We start from the raw sequence: 16,069 nt of genomic DNA on the forward strand, positions 1-16,069 counted from the left end.
GGAAGGGAGCATCTAAGTGAGCGGGAGTGCTTGCTTTGCTGTACGTGGTGTGATCGAAGGCTTCTATGGAACACCTTGGACACATGAAGAGCGGCTGGATATGATCGACTTTTTACACCGATATGATTACAACGCGTATTTCTACGCTCCCAAAGATGACGAGTATCTGAGGGAACGCTGGATGGAGCCGCTTCCTGTGAAAGCCAATCAACAGTTAGATGAGCTGATTCAGCGGGCGAAGACTCACAACATGCAGTTTATTTATTGTCTGGGTCCTGGACTTAGCATGGAATATACGAATCGTCAGCACTTGGAGCTGTTAGGTAAGAAGTATCGGGATTTGTATGATCTCGGTGTGCGTTATTTTGCGCTACTGTTCGATGATATCCCCATGCACCTGTTGCATGAGAAAGATGTAGCCGAGTTTGCCCATTTGGCGGAGGCCCATGCCCATACGACGCTTTTTGTGTGGGATTTGATACGTAACTGGGGCGATCCAGTCAAGCTGGTTGTCTGTCCTACACAATACAACGGGATAGGAAAAGAAGCGTATATCATGTACCTCGGCAAGCATTTGCCGCCAGAAATCGATTTGTTCTGGACGGGACGATTCGTCTGCTCGCCTTACCTGACGGACGGTGATGCGATTCGCTTTCAAGAGTACACCGGTCATCAGCCATTTTATTGGGACAACTACCCGGTGAATGATTTGGCCATGGCGAACGAACTACATATTGGTCCATTGCGTCACCGTGATCCAGACCTGTGGCAATACGCAGCAGGCTATGTGGCGAATGCGATGTCTAGACCAGAATGCTCGAAGATTCCTTTGATTACGACGGCAGCCTATTTGCGAGATCCGATCGGCTACGATCCTGATACGGTATGGAAACAAGCGGTCGAGGAAGTAGCGGGACAAAAGGATGCGGATGCTTTCTTCACCTTTGCGAATAACGTGCAAAGCTCGTTTTTATGCGAGGTGGAATCGCCGCGATTGCTAGAAGCGATCCTGACCTTCCGCTTTCATTTCTTGGAAGGAGATCGACAAAAGGCCATTGCGGACTTGACGGCTCTTTTTCAGGAGATGGAGGCGGCGGCAAACAAGCTGTTGGCAGGAATGGCGAATGAGAAGCTTGCAGCAGAAACGAGGCCGTGGGTGGAAAAGTTCCATCTGTGGACCAAAGTCGGTCTGTCAGCAGTTGCTCTCATCGATCATGGGACAAGAGGGCGACTGCCACAAGCAGTCTATCACTTGCTCCGCCTCAAACAGTGGCTTAAACGAACGGAGCGTTACCCGCAAGAAGTGTGTGGACCCGTTATGCAGCTTTTTGTGGATGCCGTCATGCTAGAGGTTAAGAAGAGTTCATAAAAAAAGTTCCTTTCCCGCAGGGGAGAAGGAACTTTTTTGCTTTTCGCATCAGGCGGATTCACGACCGTCATTTGGCTTTCTTTGACGGAGATTCCGCACCCATTCTTGAATCGGCAGCTCAGCAAGAATCATGCCGGTGAAAATCAGGAGACATCCGGTTAGCTGTCTTCCACTCAATATTTCATGAATAAAGACGTAAGAGGTGACTGCAGCGAATACGGGCTCCAAAGCGAAAATGAGAGCGACCCGCGTCGAGCTGGTTTGCTTTTGCAAGGCCGTCTGCGCGAGAAAGGCCAGTGCCGTGGCAAAAATAGAAGTGACGATCAAACCAAAGGCCACCTCGGGTATGAACAAAATCGCCGGATCAAAAGCACGACTCCAATCCTCAAAGAAAAAGGCGTACAGCCAGCTCATCACACCTACTGTGCCTAATTGCGTGATGGCAAGGGGCAATGCTGCAAAACGAGGAGCGTATTTACCGGTAAAGACGATTTGCATGGCGAAGCAGATGGCAGCGACGAAGATTAGGGCATCACCGAGATTAAAGGAGAATGACTGGTTCTGCGTCAGTAAATACAAGCCGAATGCTGCCAGAATCACACCGAAGATAGCGAAAGGCTTGACGCGTTCACGCAAGAGCAAAAACGAGAAGAGCGGCACCAATACGACGGCTAATCCAGTGATAAAGCCAGCTTTGGACGGCGAAGTATACAGTAGTCCCACGGTCTGTAAGGCGTATCCCAGACAGAGCCAAAAGCCGAGGATGACGCCTGCACGAAGCAGTGGCCCTCTCCATTCAGAGGTTTGCCCACGATGACGATTGCGGATGAAATAGATGATCAATAAAAATAACGCAGCAATGGTAAAACGAACAGCATTAAACGTATTGGGAGGCAGCGATGCGATTGCCTGTTGTACGATCAAAAACGTAGTTCCCCAGATAACTGCGACGAGGAGTAGCGTTATGTCTGCCATCCAAGGTTTTCTCAAAGCTTCTTTCCTCTCCTTTCTGACATTTTCACAATTTTTCTTCGGTTTTCATGTATAGGCGACATCATAAGGGATTCCCGGGAGGAACGCAAGCGGATTATATAGGATATACGCAAAGTGCGCTCCGTTAAAAAACTTTTCACAATTACTCCTATCCGATTCGGGACATAATGATATAATAATAGTGCATTTTACATATGCCGCTAACAGGTTTGTTATTCTGGGAGGACATTATGGATATTCTTTTGCTGGGTTTAAACTATAAAACAGCTCCTGTCGAAATTCGCGAAAAGTTTACATTCAGCGACGATGGGACAGCACGCGCTCTTCATCTACTCTCCCAGACGAAGAGTATCGCAGAATGTATCATCCTGGGGACGTGCAACCGGACGGAGATTTACGTCGTTTGCGACCAGGCAAATATAGGCCGAGACTATACCCGTCGTTTTTTGGCTGAATGGTTCGGCGTGGAGAAAGAACAATTTAAGGATCATCTCTATATAAAAGAGAACGAACAGGCAATCGAGCACTTGTTCCGCGTCTCTTCCGGTCTTGATTCGATGGTAATGGGAGAAACACAAATCCTCGGACAAGTCCGGGATGCGTTCCTGTTGGGGCAGGAGCATCAAACGACAGGGACTGTCTTCAACACCTTATTCAAGCAAGCGATAACGTTTGCCAAGCGTGCCCATACAGAGACAGCGATTGGACAAAATGCGGTTTCTGTCAGCTACGCTGCTGTCGAACTGGGGAAAAAGATCTTCGGTTCCTTTGCAGGGAAGTCTGTTCTGATCGTCGGAGCGGGCAAAATGAGCGAGCTGACCGCCAAGCATCTGCACGCAAATGGATCGGAACGCGTTATGGTTGCGAATCGTACTTTGGAGCGAGCGCAGCTTTTGGCAGAGAAGTTCAAGGGTGACTCCTGTACGATGGAGCAGCTGCCTGAGGCACTGCTCACAGCAGACATCGTCATCAGCTCGACCGGAGCGACAGGTTATGTCCTCGGCAAAAAAGAACTGGCTCCGATCATGAAACAACGAAAGCATCGTCCGTTGTTCATGGTGGATATCGCAGTTCCTCGCGATCTGAATCCTGACTTGCATGATCTCGATAACGTATTTTTATATGATATTGACGATCTGGAAGGCATCGTTGCGAGTAACGTTGCAGAACGTTCTCGTGAAGCGGAACGGCTGGATGTCATGATTCAAGAAGAGATCGTGGCATTTACGACCTGGTATCAGACGCTTGGCGTGGCGCCACTGATCGCTGCATTGCGTGACAAGGCAAATACGATCCAAAGCGAAGCGATGCGAAAAATCGAAAACAAGCTGCCGAACCTGTCTGAGCGGGAGATGCACATCATCCGCAAGACAACCAAGGGCATTGTCAATCAACTCTTGCACGATCCGGTTGTGCGTTTAAAAGAAATGGCAGCTACCAAAGATGGGGAAGAAGTACTGGATATTTTCGAGAAAATGTTTGCGTTGGAGGAGATCCTGGAGCGAAAAGAACAGGAAGCAATCTGGGCTAACGATAAAAATAAACAGACATCTTCTTCTCGGGAGCAAGTATTGGTTTCCCGGTTCCCTGACTAAGCTGACCTGACAATCAATCTATCTGCTACTGTTAGAAACCGATTGGGAAAGTGGGGGAGAGAGTGCATGGCCGAGGTGAGATGGATCTACGACTTGACGATCTTTCTCTACGCTGCAAGTGTTCTCTTCTATTTTAACGACTTCTTGCAAAGCAACCGGAAAGTCAATCGTCTGGCTTTCGGGTTGCTTGTTGTCGTTTGGGCCTTGCAAACCGCATTTTTTGTCTCGCAAGCAGTCATGAAGGGGTATTTTCCAGTCATTACGCTGTTTGAGACGCTCTTTTTTTATTCATGGGTGCTGGTAGGCTTGTCGCTTGCCATTCACTATTTTTTTCGGATTGATTTGCTGGTTTTTTTTACTAATATTATCGGGTTTGTCGTGCTCGTCATGTCGATGTTTTTACCGGAAACGCCGATTGAGGCTGTATCGAGCATTTTGACCTCTGAGCTATTGCTGACGCATGTGACACTGGCCATGTTCAGCTACGGGGCGTTCTCGCTCTCGATGATCTTCTCGGCCATGTACTTGCTTCAGCACAAAATGCTCAAGGGAAGACGTTGGTCGCCGTTGCTCAGACGTTTGCCTAGCCTCGATCAATTGGAAGGCTACGCGTACCGAATGAACATGCTGGGTGTACCAATGCTCTTGCTCTCGATTGTATTAGGGATTATTTGGGGTAAAATGGTTTTGCCGGAGAAATTTCTGCTAGATTCAAAAGTAGTGCTTTCCGTGCTGGTTGTTGCGATTTATTCGCTGTGGCTGTACCAGCGTTATCGGGATACGATGCAGATGCGCAGACTCGCGCAGTGGAACGTCGTGGCGTTTTTGTTACTGCTTATCAATTTTTTAGGCTTCACTACTTCTACATTTCACGACTGGTGGTAGGGGCTGTTCATCAAGGAGGCTGTCATGGGAAAATGGAAAGTGGGAACGCGTCGCAGCAAATTGGCGCTCACTCAAACGAAATGGGTCGTAGATAAACTGAAGGGGTTCGCACCTGAGGCTGATTTTGAATTGCATGAAATCGTGACAAAAGGCGATCGAATCCTCGATGTGACCTTGTCCAAAGTAGGCGGAAAAGGATTGTTTGTCAAAGAAATCGAGCAATCCTTGTTTGATAAGGAAACCGATTTTGCGGTACACAGCTTGAAGGATATGCCTGCTGAATTGCCAGAGGGCTTGGTAATCGGCGCGATTCCGAAGCGTGTTGATCCTCGAGATGTTCTGCTTTCCAAGGACGGCAAGACGTTGGATGAATTACCACAAGGAGCTTTGGTAGGGACCAGTAGCTTGCGCCGTTCTGCACAGATTCTCGCCTATCGCCCTGATATTCAGATCGAATCTCTGCGTGGAAATATTGATACGCGTATGCGCAAGCTTGCGGAAGGAAATTTTGATGCGATTATCCTCGCTGCGGCTGGACTTGAGCGCGTGAATTTTGAAGGGGAAATCTCGCAGTTTCTGCCTGTTGAAATCAGCTTGCCAGCAGTCGGTCAGGGTGCGCTTGCCATCGAATGCCGAGCAGACGATGAGGAGACACTCGCTCTCTTGAAGCAGTTTGATGACGCTCCGACGCGTTTGGCGGTAACAGCAGAGCGGAGCTTCCTGCACAAGCTCCAAGGGGGCTGTCAGGTGCCGATTGGTGCTTATGCGACAATTGGAGAGAACAATGAAATTACGCTGACCGGAATGGTTGGCTCTCCAGATGGGAAACAAATGTTCAAAAACACGGCGACTGGTCAGGATCCGTTAGCGCTGGGCATTCAAGTGGCGGAAGCCCTTCTGGCGCAAGGAGCGGGAGAGGTACTTGCAGAAGTATTGCGGGAGAATGAGCAATGATTGTCCACGGATCGCACAAGCCGCTGATTGGCAAGTGCATCATGGTCACGCGGGCGAGAAGTCAAGTTCGCGAGCTCGTTGAACAGATCGAGCGGTTGGGTGGAGAAGCATACGCATTTCCTCTGCTGAAAATGATGCCGCCGACGGACACTGCCAAGCTCGACGAAGCCATCACCCAGTTGCCAGCATACGACTGGGTGGTCTTCACGAGTGTGAATGGTGTGGGCTTTTTCTTGGAGCGCATGCGCGAGGTCGGGGTTGGTCTTGAAGGGTTCACTGGCAAAATTGCTGCGGTCGGTCCGAAGACGGCCAAGGCGCTTGAGCATCACGGGCTCGAAGTAGCTGTAATCCCGTCTGATTACGTCGCGGAGGGCTTGCTGTCGAGCTTGTATGATCAGCTGCTTCCTGGTCAGCGCGTTCTGCTGCCTCGTGCAGATATTGCGCGCAAGGCATTGCCAAAGGAATTGGCTCGCTTGGGGCTTGCTGTGACAGAGGTAGACGTGTATCACACTGTCATTGATGCAGAGCACGCACCAGAAGCAGCGGAAAAACTACAGCAAGGTCTCATTGATATCATCTTGTTTACCAGCTCTTCAACGGTGACGCATTTCATGGCAGCGATGGAGCCCTATGCATCGTTAGACTGGCTCAAGCACGTTCAGATAGCTTGTATCGGACCGATAACGGCAGATACAGCAAAGCAAAACGGACTTTCTGTTCATGCAGTAGCAAGTGAGTACACCGTGGAAGGATTACTAGCAGCTATCATAGAGAATCTGGGAGGGAATCGACATGGCACAAACATTTGACCGTCATCGCCGCCTTCGCAAAAGCGCGGCTATGCGCAATCTGGTGCGGGAGAACCACGTACGGGTGGAAGACTTGATTTATCCGTTGTTCGTAGTGGAAGGAACCGGTATTAAGAACGAGATTCCGTCCATGCCAGGCGTGTATCAGCTCTCCTTGGACACACTGGCCGAAGAGATGAAGGAAATCGTAGCTCTGGGAATTCAAGCTGTTCTGATGTTTGGGGTACCAACACATAAAGACGCATGCGGAACAGAGGCGTACAATGACGATGCGATTACCCAGCAGGCGATGCGTCTGATCAAGGAAGCCCATCCGGAAATGATCGTGATTGCAGATACATGTCTGTGTGAATACACCGATCATGGTCACTGTGGTGTCATTCACGAAGGCGAAGTTGTGAATGATGAAACCTTGAAGCTTTTGGGTCAGACTGCTGTTTCCCAAGCAAAAGCTGGAGCAGATATAATTGCACCTTCCAATATGATGGACGGTTTCGTGATTGCAATCCGTGAAGCTTTGGACGAGGCTGGTTTTGAGCATATTCCGATCATGTCCTATGCGGTGAAATACGCTTCTGCCTTCTACGGGCCGTTCCGCGATGCGGCAGGCTCCACTCCACAATTCGGCGATCGCAAAAGCTACCAAATGGACGCGGCCAATGCACGTGAAGGTCTGCGCGAGGCAGCTTCCGATGTAAAAGAAGGCGCAGACTTCTTGATCGTGAAGCCAGGTCTTGCCTTCATGGACATGGTTCTTCGTCTGCGTGAGAACTTCAACCTGCCGATCGTGGCTTACAATGTGAGTGCCGAGTATTCCATGGTAAAAGCTGCAGCTCTAAATGGCTGGATCGATGAAGAGCGTATCGTTATGGAAACATTGGTTGGCTTCAAACGCGCAGGAGCAGATATGATCATTACGTACCATGCAAAAGATGTTGCAAAATGGCTGGCGAGGTGAGCACGAGATGAATAGAGAAAAATCTACTCAGTTATTTGCAGAAGCACAGCATTACATACCAGGCGGAGTAAACAGTCCGGTTCGTGCCTTTAAAAGCGTGGGAGGCAATCCTGTTTACATCGCAAAAGGAGAAGGCTCCCGCATTTTTGATGTGGATGGAAACAGCTACATTGATTACATCGGCTCGTGGGGTCCGTTGATCTTGGGTCATGCGCATCCGCGTGTCCTTGCAGCGATTACGGAAGTAGCTGCGCTTGGAACCAGCTTTGGTGCACCGACTGAGCGGGAAACAGAAATGGCAAAGCTCGTTTGTGAGATCGTGCCATCTGTCGAAGTCGTGCGCATGGTGAACTCCGGTACAGAGGCGACGATGAGCGCTTTGCGCCTCGCGCGTGGATATACCCGACGCAACAAAATCATGAAGTTCGAAGGCTGCTACCACGGTCATGCCGATAGCCTGTTGATCAAAGCTGGTTCCGGTGTGGCTACATTAGGACTTCCAGACAGCCCAGGCGTACCAGAAGGAACAGCACACAACACGATTACGGTTCCTTACAATGATCTGGAAAGCGTCAAACTGGCATTTGAAGCGTTTGGCAATGATCTGGCAGCAGTTATTGTGGAGCCAATCGGCGGCAACATGGGGGTTGTTCCTCCACAGCCAGGCTTCCTCGAAGGGCTTCGTGAAATTACGGAGAAACATGGGACACTGCTCATTTTCGATGAGGTCATGACTGGCTTCCGTGTAGCATTGGGCGGTGCACAAGAGCTGTACGGCATTACTCCGGATTTGACAACGATGGGGAAAGTCATCGGCGGTGGCTTGCCAGTAGGTGCATACGGCGGCAAACGGGAGATCATGCAGCAAGTGGCTCCAGCAGGACCAATCTATCAGGCAGGGACGCTGTCAGGAAATCCTTTGGCAATGGCTGCTGGTTTGACTACCTTGCAAGAGCTCAGCAAACCAGGTGCTTACGAGCGCTTGGAGAAGATGTCCGCCCGTTTGGGTGAAGGCTTGGCTGACAATGCCAAGAAGCTGGGCATTCCGCACACGCTCAATCGCGTAGGCTCCATGGTTTGCCTGTTCTTCACAGAGACGCCGGTGATCAACTATGAAACAGCGAAAACATCCGATCTGGAGCGTTTCTCAGCATACTTTAGCTATCTGCTGGAGGAAGGCGTCATGATCCCGCCGTCCCAGTTTGAGGGTATGTTCGTTTCCTTGGCTCATACGGATGAAGATATCGAACGGACGATTGAAGCAAGCTACAAAGCGATGAAAAAAGCGTTTGAATAAAGAATGAAAAGAAGAAAGCACTTCCTTGCTGATGCGGGAGGTGCTTTTTTTGACTTTGAGCAGGATTTTTCTATCTCCTGTCAAAATACGAAGGCAAATGCCGATGAATGAGGTGGAGAGATGGAAGGGACAATTGTTCACGTACCGCAAAAACATCTGATTGGGCTTAGCTTCTCCGGTTCTTTTCCGATGCTTGTCGAATACATGCCCAAACTATGGGAGACTTTTTTGAAGCGTCAGGCTGAGATTCCTCTCGCGATTTCACCAGATGTACGCTACGACATCAGCGACGAGAATCGGCCGCACCAAATGTATACCGAGTACATTGTGGTGGAGGTAGAGCGTTTTGAGCATATCCCTGAGGGCATGGTGGGGTTCACCATGCCAGCGAAGACATACGCTCGTTTTACTCACACAGGATCGATGGAACAGGTCCAAAACACATACCACAGTCTGTTTGGCTGGCTCAACGAGAATGGCCATCAAGTGGACGAGCAAGCTCTTCGCATGGAGCGCTACGATCAGCGGTACCTTCCAACTTTGCACGAGTCTGCTCGGGTCGACAATGCGTATGAAATTTTTATCCCGCTTCGGTAAAAAACAAGAAAACAACACCTCCTTTGCACGAGCAAGAGGTGTTGTTTTTGATGTCAATCCATTTGCTTGTCCAAGAAGCTTGCCAGTTCACCCATGACAGACTGAAGCACTTGAAGGGAATCATCGACGCAGAGATCGACATCAAGGGAGTGCTTGGCGTTTTGCGGGAGATGGAGCTGGATGTTCGGTTTGGATGTGGCAAGCTGATCAACCACACCCTGGTTGTAGTAATGATCGGCAGTACCTGAGACGAGGAATACTTGTTGGGTAAGATTCAGTAACTCCGCATTAAACACGTCCTCAGCCAGCAATGGAGTCAACAGGATAGCCGATGATTGGGCAAAACGAGATTCCTTGAGTAATCCGCATGTTATCGGCACCGTACCGAGTGACTTCCCGAGGAAGAAAACTCGTTCATACTCGTGAACCTCCAGCACACGTGAAACAACGGTTTGCATCTCCTTGCTGATCCAAGAACTTCGTTCACCGAATGAGCGATTCCACAAATCCGTATTTTCTCGTCCGTAATTTGCATGTACATGGACCAGATCGATCTGTTTGTTCAAAAAAAGCATGGTAGAATAATACAGATAAGGCCTGTCGAACGAATAGCTGGCTCCGGGAAAGAAAAAACAGACGGAGCGAGATGGCGTCTGATTTGCCTGAATGTGCGTGTACGTCATTTCTCTACCTTCCCTGACGATCACGGAACCTGTTTTTGGGTATACCATCTACTAGCTGCACCTCTTTCATGTTCTTGGAACAGAGTTATTTTCCAATCGTAAGGGCAATAGCATTTGTTGACAAGAAGTAAACAAACAATAAAGGAGCATGATTCGATGAAAAAGGAAGTCCAACTGAGTAACGGCATCAAAATAGCTTACGTAGAAGAAGGAACGGGGGAGTCGCTTGTTTTGATCCACGGCTTTTGCGGGAGCTCATCTTACTGGCACAAACTAGTGCCACTCCTGTCAAAAACGCATCGTGTCATTGCGATCGATTTGCGTGGTCATGGAGACAGCTCGGCGCCTGATGAACCGTATTCGATCGAGCGCTTTGCAGACGATCTGGCTTTGCTTGTAGAGGAGCTTGGTTTAACAAAGATTCATCTGTTTGGACATTCACTCGGTGGCTATGTGACCTTGGCATTTGCCAATCAATACGCGGACAAGCTGGCGAGCTTTGGTTTGGTCCATTCGACGCCATATCCGGATGACGACGCTGCCAAAGCCAATCGGGATAAAGGCGCAGACAACATCCGCCAAAATGGAATGGAGCCGTTTATCAAAGCCCTCGTACCGAAGCTGTTCGCACCTTCCCATATCGACACGATGAGAGAAGAAGTCCAGCTAGCAAAAGAAATTGGCTTTGCAACGAGCCCGGTTGGAGCCGTCCAAACATTAATCGCTATGCGTGATCGAGCGGATCGCAATCATGTGCTGCAAGAAACGACATTACCTGTGCTATTAGTCGCAGGAACAGAGGACCAGATCATCCCTGCTGAAAAAACTTTTACAGTAGATAAAAATAACGTCGAACAAGTGCTGTTGCCTGATGCTGGGCATATGGGCATGGTTGAATCACCAGAGAAGATGGCTGAAGCCTTCAAGAGCTTTCTAAACAGAAACTAAACAAATATCACTCCATAGTCCTAGCAGATTTTGCTATAATGAAAACGTTATCCTATTTATTTATACATAGACGAGAGGGGAAATTATCATGAAAAAGGCACGTCGGATTACGATGACGGCGTTTGCATCTGTTGTATTTGCATCGCTGATGTCTTCCTCAGCATTTGCAGCACCCTTGCATCCCGTACAGCACGTTGACTGGATGGTGAAAAAGGCAATTGTATCAGCGGGTCAAAATGGCGATCTTGCTTTGGATCGTGCCGTGACTCTTGCAGAAGCGACTGTTGTTTTCTCCAAATTGAAAGAGGCAAAAGTGGGAGCTGCCGCGAAAGGAGCTCACTGGTCTACTCCTTACTTCGACTGGGCAAAGAGCCATGGTGCTCTCACACAAGACGACTATAAAAACCCTGCGCAAGTGGTAACATCTGCGAAGCTTACACAAATGGCTGACAAACTGGGCTATAAAGTGAAGCTCGACAACAAGGCGACTGTCACGCGCGGTGAATTTTTCCAAGCATTGGGTGATGCGGCTACCACACAGGTAACGATTGCCCATACCAACGATACACACGGTCATATTCAAGAAGACAAGAACCAAAAAGAATTCGGCTTTGCTAAAATCGCAACCTTGCTCAAGGAATGGCGTGCAGAGAACGAAAACTTCTTGCTCTTGGACGCTGGTGATACCTTCCAAGGTACCGTTTTCGTGAACCAATTCAAAGGCGAATCTGTTGTTCCGATCCTCAACAGCCTTGACTACAACGTAATGGCGGCAGGTAACCACGAGTTTGACTTCGGTTATGAGCAATTGCTCAAGCTGCGTGACATGCTCGAGCATCCAGTTATCTCTGCTAACGTATTCAAATCAGATGGAAAAGAATTGCTGCCACCTGTTTTCAAAGCAGAGATTGGCGGGAAGAAATTCGCCTTTGTTGGTTTCGTAGCGGAAGACACACCTGTATTGACTCACCCTGACAACGTAAAAGGGCTGACATTCAAAAACCCGGTAGAAGTGGCAAAAGCACTTGTACCTGAGCTGAAAAAAGAAGCAGATCACGTGATTGTTGTTTCCCATATCGGCGTGAACGTAGACCGTGAAATCGCGAAAAACGTTCCTGGCATTGACCTGATCGTTGGTGGTCACTCCCATACTCCGCTGAAAGAACCTGAACTCGTAAACGGCACATACATCGTACAAGACTGGGAGTACGGCAAGTCACTCGGACGCGCTGACCTCTACTACCTCGGAAAAGAACTGGTAGCATTCAGCGGCGGTTTGAAAGAGTACGATGAAGCAGTTGTGGCTGATCCAGATGTAGATAAGATGGTTAAAGAAATCGTGAGCAAGATCGATACGGTCATGAATGTTGTCATTGCGAAATCCGAAGTGCCACTCGATGGTGACCGTGCACTGGTACGTACGAAAGAAACAAACGTTGGTAACCTGATCACAGATATCATGCTGGAGCGCACGAAGTCCATCAAAGGCCATGAGGCAGATGTAGCACTGGCGAACGGCGGTGGAATTCGAACACAGCTGCCAGCAGGCGATATCACGAAAAAAGGTCTGTACACGCTCCTGCCATTCGAGAACAATACACTGGCAGTCGTAGAAGTAACAGGCGAAGAGCTGAAGCAAGCCCTCGAAAATGGCGTGAGCAAGGTAGAAGAGGGAGCCGGACGCTTTCCGCAAGTGAGCGGCATGAGCTTCACGTACAACCCATCCAAGCCAACTGGTGAGCGCGTAGTAGAAGTAAAAGTTGGCGACAAGCCGCTTGACCTGACGAAAACGTATAAATTGGCTACGATCGACTTCCTGGCAGCAGGTGGAGATGGTTACGAATCGTTGAAAAAGCCATTCTTCAACACAGGCTTGTCCATGTACAGCATTGTGGAGGAAGGTCTTATCAAGCGTAAAACTGTCAATCCAAAAGTAGAAGATCGCATTGTTGAAGTAAAAAAATAAGGTTTGACCGGACAGGGGTGGAGAAAAACCTCCCTGTCCATCTTTTATTATGAAGTACCTTGCAATATAGAGTAGCCATTTGGTAAGCTTTTACATGGGTGATGTTGATGAACGTACAGTTTAAAAAAGGGGTTCTGGAGCTGTGTGTTCTCGTCTTGACAGCTAAGCAGGACAGATACGGATACGAATTAGTTGCGAGCATCTCTGAAAAATTCCATATCTCTGAAGGAACGGTTTACCCCTTGCTTCGCCGATTGACCCAGGAAGGATTTTTTACGACCTATTTGGCGGAATCACAAGAGGGACCCCCACGGAAATATTACCAGCTGACAAATCGCGGACGTCAATACATGAATGATCTTATCTTGGAGTGGCGAATATTTAACCGCGGGGTAAATGAGATCATAGAGGAGGGACTCGGATATGACAAGGCGTGAGTTTATGGATGAGTTAAATGCATTACTTAGCGCTTTGCCCGATAAAGAACGCTTAGACATCCTTGCCGATTATACAGAGCATTTTCTCTCGGGTATGAATCAAGGGAAGACGGAGCACGAGATAGCGGAAGGATTGGGAAGTCCGAAGCTAGTGGCACGCGAGCTTTTGGCTGGCTACCGAATTGATCAAGCTCAGTCCACCGCATCGGTAGGGAATATGACGAGAGCGATTGTCGCGACGATCAGCTTGGGTTTTTTCAATCTCGTCTTTGTTTTGGGGCCATTTCTAGGCCTGATCGGTATACTGATGGGGTTGTATGCGATGACTGCGGCACTATTGGTCGCGCCAGTCGGAATCTTCCTGGATTACGGGATTCCTGCTCCCTCTCAAGAGCGACTTTTCTTGTTGTTCTCCAGCATGGTTTCCGTAGGCTTGGGCGGTATGCTTGCCATCGGCTTGCTGCGATTGACAAAATGGCTGTATCGCCAGTTTTTGCGTTATCTCCAGTTCAACGTGAAGATGATCAGGGGGAAATAAGATGCGAAATTTAGGGAAAAGACTCTTTGGCATAAGTCTTCTTTTATTCATTATCGGTGTATGTGGAATCATCTGGCTCTTTACGAAGCAAGAAAATTTCTCCTTTTCGTTAAAACAAGTGAATGAAGAGCGCGTGATCGAACAAGAGGTCAAAGCGATTGAGGTGCGGACGGAAGCATCTGATGTGGAAATCTTGGCAAGCAAGCAACCAAAAGCGAGCGTACGGATGGTCGGGGAAGTATCTGAACAACAACAGGAGCGATTAGAGTTTCGGAGTGTAATCTCACCAGATGGTACGCTGCTCGTAGAACTGCGTGAACGCCCTCACGTGAATATGTTTTATCCTCGCAATGGGAAGGTAAAGCTGGAGCTCTTCCTGCCGGAAAAGGTGTATGAAAACGTCCAGCTTGAAACGATGACAGGGGATATCAAGAGTGGAATGCTGCATGCAAAGAACACGAAAATATCCACCGCCAATGGAGATGTGAACGTGTCGGGTTATGAAGGAGAAGCGCTTGATGTCCAGACAGCTACAGGAGATATCAATTTAGCGAATGTTCGCTCGGCCGTTGCCATTGTAAGCTCTACTGGCGAGATTGATAAACTGACAATGCCAGAGCTGACCCATGACGTTTCCATCCGAACGGATACGGGGGATATTCGAGTGACGGTAGCCAAGGAGCCTACTGCAGCACAGCTAGATGTGACGACAGATACAGGTTCCATCGAAACCACCTGGTCGAACCTTACCTATGAAAAAGACGAGGAATACAGAGTGAAGGCATCGATTGGAGCAGGTGGACCCAAAGTGACTGTACGAAGTTCTACTGGGGATGTTCGCATTCAATAGGAGAAGTTTGGAAACACTGATGGATAGGATTGGAAACGGAAGAAACGAAAAGATTTTGACACAAAAGAGACATTCCTTGTCGAATGACGAATGGTATCATATTGAAGGAAACATAATTGTGCAAAGCGAGGTTTATTCATGACCGCAAAAACTTTTAACGATACGTTTTTGAAAGCATGTCGCGGTGAAGCGACAGAGCATGTTCCGGTTTGGTACATGCGTCAGGCGGGGCGTTATCAGCCAGAATACCGCGCCATCCGCGCGAAGCATAGCTTTTTTGAAATGAATTACATACCGGAAGTTTGTGCGGAAGTGACACGTCTGCCCGTTGAGCAACTGGGTGTTGACGCTGCAATCTTGTTTGCAGACATCATGACGCCACTAAAACCGATTGGCGTAGATGTGAATATCGAATCGGGGATTGGTCCTGTAATCGCAAACCCAATCGAATCCTTGAAGGATGTTGAGCGTCTGCTTGAGCTCGATCCGGAAACACATGTGCCGTACATACTTGAATCCATTAAGATCTTGCGTCAGCAATTATCTGTTCCATTAATCGGTTTCGCAGGAGCACCATTTACACTGGCTAGCTATTTGATCGAAGGCGGCCCTTCCAAGCACTATCATAAGACAAAAGCATTCATGTATACCGAGCCAGTTGCTTGGCAGGCGCTGATGGAAAAACTGGGCGATATGACGATTACCTACCTTAAAGCGCAAATTAAAGCAGGTGCGCAAGCTGTTCAAGTATTTGATTCGTGGGTCGGTGCATTGAATGACGAAGATTACCGCGAGTACATTACACCAGTCATGACCCGTATCTTCAACGCACTAAAAGATACTGGTGTGCCAACGATCTATTTTGGTATCGGCGCTGGTCATCTTTTGATGGATTGGAACCGCTTGCCTGTTGATGTGGTTGGTCTGGACTGGCGTACTTCGATTACAACTGCTCGTGAAATGGGTGTGACGAAGACGCTGCAAGGCAATTTGGACCCAACGCTGCTACTGGCCCCGTGGGAAAAGCTCGAAGCAAAGGCGAAGGAAATTTTGGATGAGGGCACAAAACAGCCAGGCTTCATTTTCAATCTGGGACACGGTGTATTCCCAGACGCTAAAGTAGAAACGCTGCAACAACTCACGAAGTTCATCCATCGTTACAAAAGGGACATCTAATCAGGAGGGGCGCT

Annotated in this window: 16 protein-coding genes; 14 read left to right on the forward strand and 2 right to left on the reverse strand. The window is 48.7% G+C overall.

Translation table 11 applies throughout. The features are described 5' to 3' along the window. The first annotated feature begins 16 nt into the window (after positions 1-16). Positions 17-1,369 carry a protein O-GlcNAcase gene (locus tag ACUUHJ_RS10055; RefSeq protein ID WP_289677141.1) on the forward strand — a complete coding sequence of 451 codons (1,353 nt, stop codon included), beginning with the start codon at positions 17-19 and terminating at the stop codon, positions 1,367-1,369. A gap of 48 nt (positions 1,370-1,417) precedes the next feature. On the opposite strand, the gene ACUUHJ_RS10060 is transcribed toward ACUUHJ_RS10055, so the two are convergent. Next, positions 1,418-2,359: a DMT family transporter gene (locus tag ACUUHJ_RS10060; protein ID WP_412843657.1), complete on the reverse strand. Its 942-nt coding sequence runs from the start codon at positions 2,357-2,359 to the stop codon at positions 1,418-1,420. A gap of 233 nt (positions 2,360-2,592) precedes the next feature. Here ACUUHJ_RS10060 and hemA point away from each other — a divergent pair, with 233 nt between their 5' ends. The 7 genes from hemA (at position 2,593) to ACUUHJ_RS10095 (ending at position 9,457) form a co-directional block, all read left to right on the forward strand. Then, positions 2,593-3,957 (forward strand): glutamyl-tRNA reductase, encoded by a 1,365-nt coding sequence (gene hemA / locus ACUUHJ_RS10065; RefSeq protein WP_012685521.1) that lies wholly within the window; start codon positions 2,593-2,595, stop codon positions 3,955-3,957. A 66-nt stretch (positions 3,958-4,023) separates the two neighbouring features. Further along, positions 4,024-4,842, forward strand: coding sequence for a cytochrome C assembly family protein (locus ACUUHJ_RS10070; RefSeq protein WP_012685522.1), 819 nt, complete (start codon positions 4,024-4,026; stop codon positions 4,840-4,842). A gap of 24 nt (positions 4,843-4,866) precedes the next feature. Further along, positions 4,867-5,796 (forward strand): hydroxymethylbilane synthase, encoded by a 930-nt coding sequence (gene hemC, locus ACUUHJ_RS10075; protein WP_289677142.1) that lies wholly within the window; start codon positions 4,867-4,869, stop codon positions 5,794-5,796. Continuing rightward, positions 5,793-6,605, forward strand: coding sequence for a uroporphyrinogen-III synthase (locus ACUUHJ_RS10080; protein WP_472298829.1), 813 nt, complete (start codon positions 5,793-5,795; stop codon positions 6,603-6,605). Before hemC ends, ACUUHJ_RS10080 begins: the two co-directional genes overlap by 4 nt. Continuing rightward, on the forward strand, positions 6,589-7,563 hold the full coding sequence (hemB, locus tag ACUUHJ_RS10085; RefSeq protein WP_064200736.1) for a porphobilinogen synthase: 975 nt from the start codon (positions 6,589-6,591) through the stop codon (positions 7,561-7,563). The genes ACUUHJ_RS10080 and hemB overlap by 17 nt, the downstream gene beginning before the upstream one ends. Positions 7,564-7,570: 7 nt before the next feature. After that, entirely contained in the window at positions 7,571-8,860 is a 1,290-nt protein-coding gene (gene hemL / locus ACUUHJ_RS10090; protein ID WP_472298830.1) for a glutamate-1-semialdehyde 2,1-aminomutase, read from the forward strand. Between the two features lie 120 nt (positions 8,861-8,980). After that, a complete protein-coding gene (locus ACUUHJ_RS10095) occupies positions 8,981-9,457 on the forward strand; it encodes a GyrI-like domain-containing protein (RefSeq protein WP_472298831.1) in 477 nt (158 codons plus the stop codon). A 53-nt stretch (positions 9,458-9,510) separates the two neighbouring features. Here ACUUHJ_RS10095 and ACUUHJ_RS10100 read toward each other — a convergent pair whose 3' ends face one another. Then, positions 9,511-10,188 (reverse strand): alpha/beta family hydrolase, encoded by a 678-nt coding sequence (locus ACUUHJ_RS10100; protein ID WP_472298832.1) that lies wholly within the window; start codon positions 10,186-10,188, stop codon positions 9,511-9,513. Between the two features lie 108 nt (positions 10,189-10,296). Here ACUUHJ_RS10100 and ACUUHJ_RS10105 point away from each other — a divergent pair, with 108 nt between their 5' ends. The 6 genes from ACUUHJ_RS10105 (at position 10,297) to hemE (ending at position 16,055) form a co-directional block, all read left to right on the forward strand. Next, positions 10,297-11,088: an alpha/beta fold hydrolase gene (locus ACUUHJ_RS10105; protein WP_472298833.1), complete on the forward strand. Its 792-nt coding sequence runs from the start codon at positions 10,297-10,299 to the stop codon at positions 11,086-11,088. Positions 11,089-11,176: 88 nt separating this feature from the next. Next, positions 11,177-13,054 carry a bifunctional metallophosphatase/5'-nucleotidase gene (locus tag ACUUHJ_RS10110; protein WP_472298834.1) on the forward strand — a complete coding sequence of 626 codons (1,878 nt, stop codon included), beginning with the start codon at positions 11,177-11,179 and terminating at the stop codon, positions 13,052-13,054. A gap of 107 nt (positions 13,055-13,161) precedes the next feature. After that, on the forward strand, positions 13,162-13,491 hold the full coding sequence (locus tag ACUUHJ_RS10115) for a PadR family transcriptional regulator (protein ID WP_012685531.1): 330 nt from the start codon (positions 13,162-13,164) through the stop codon (positions 13,489-13,491). After that, the gene (locus ACUUHJ_RS10120) at positions 13,478-14,029 is read left to right on the forward strand and encodes an HAAS signaling domain-containing protein (RefSeq protein ID WP_012685532.1); all 552 of its coding nucleotides are present in this window, start codon (positions 13,478-13,480) and stop codon (positions 14,027-14,029) included. Before ACUUHJ_RS10115 ends, ACUUHJ_RS10120 begins: the two co-directional genes overlap by 14 nt. A gap of 1 nt (position 14,030) precedes the next feature. Then, positions 14,031-14,879 (forward strand): DUF4097 family beta strand repeat-containing protein, encoded by an 849-nt coding sequence (locus tag ACUUHJ_RS10125; RefSeq protein WP_289677149.1) that lies wholly within the window; start codon positions 14,031-14,033, stop codon positions 14,877-14,879. Positions 14,880-15,017: 138 nt separating this feature from the next. Next, positions 15,018-16,055: a uroporphyrinogen decarboxylase gene (gene hemE, locus ACUUHJ_RS10130; RefSeq protein WP_012685534.1), complete on the forward strand. Its 1,038-nt coding sequence runs from the start codon at positions 15,018-15,020 to the stop codon at positions 16,053-16,055. Positions 16,056-16,069: the final 14 nt, after the last annotated feature.

Source organism: Brevibacillus schisleri (genome assembly GCF_055685845.1).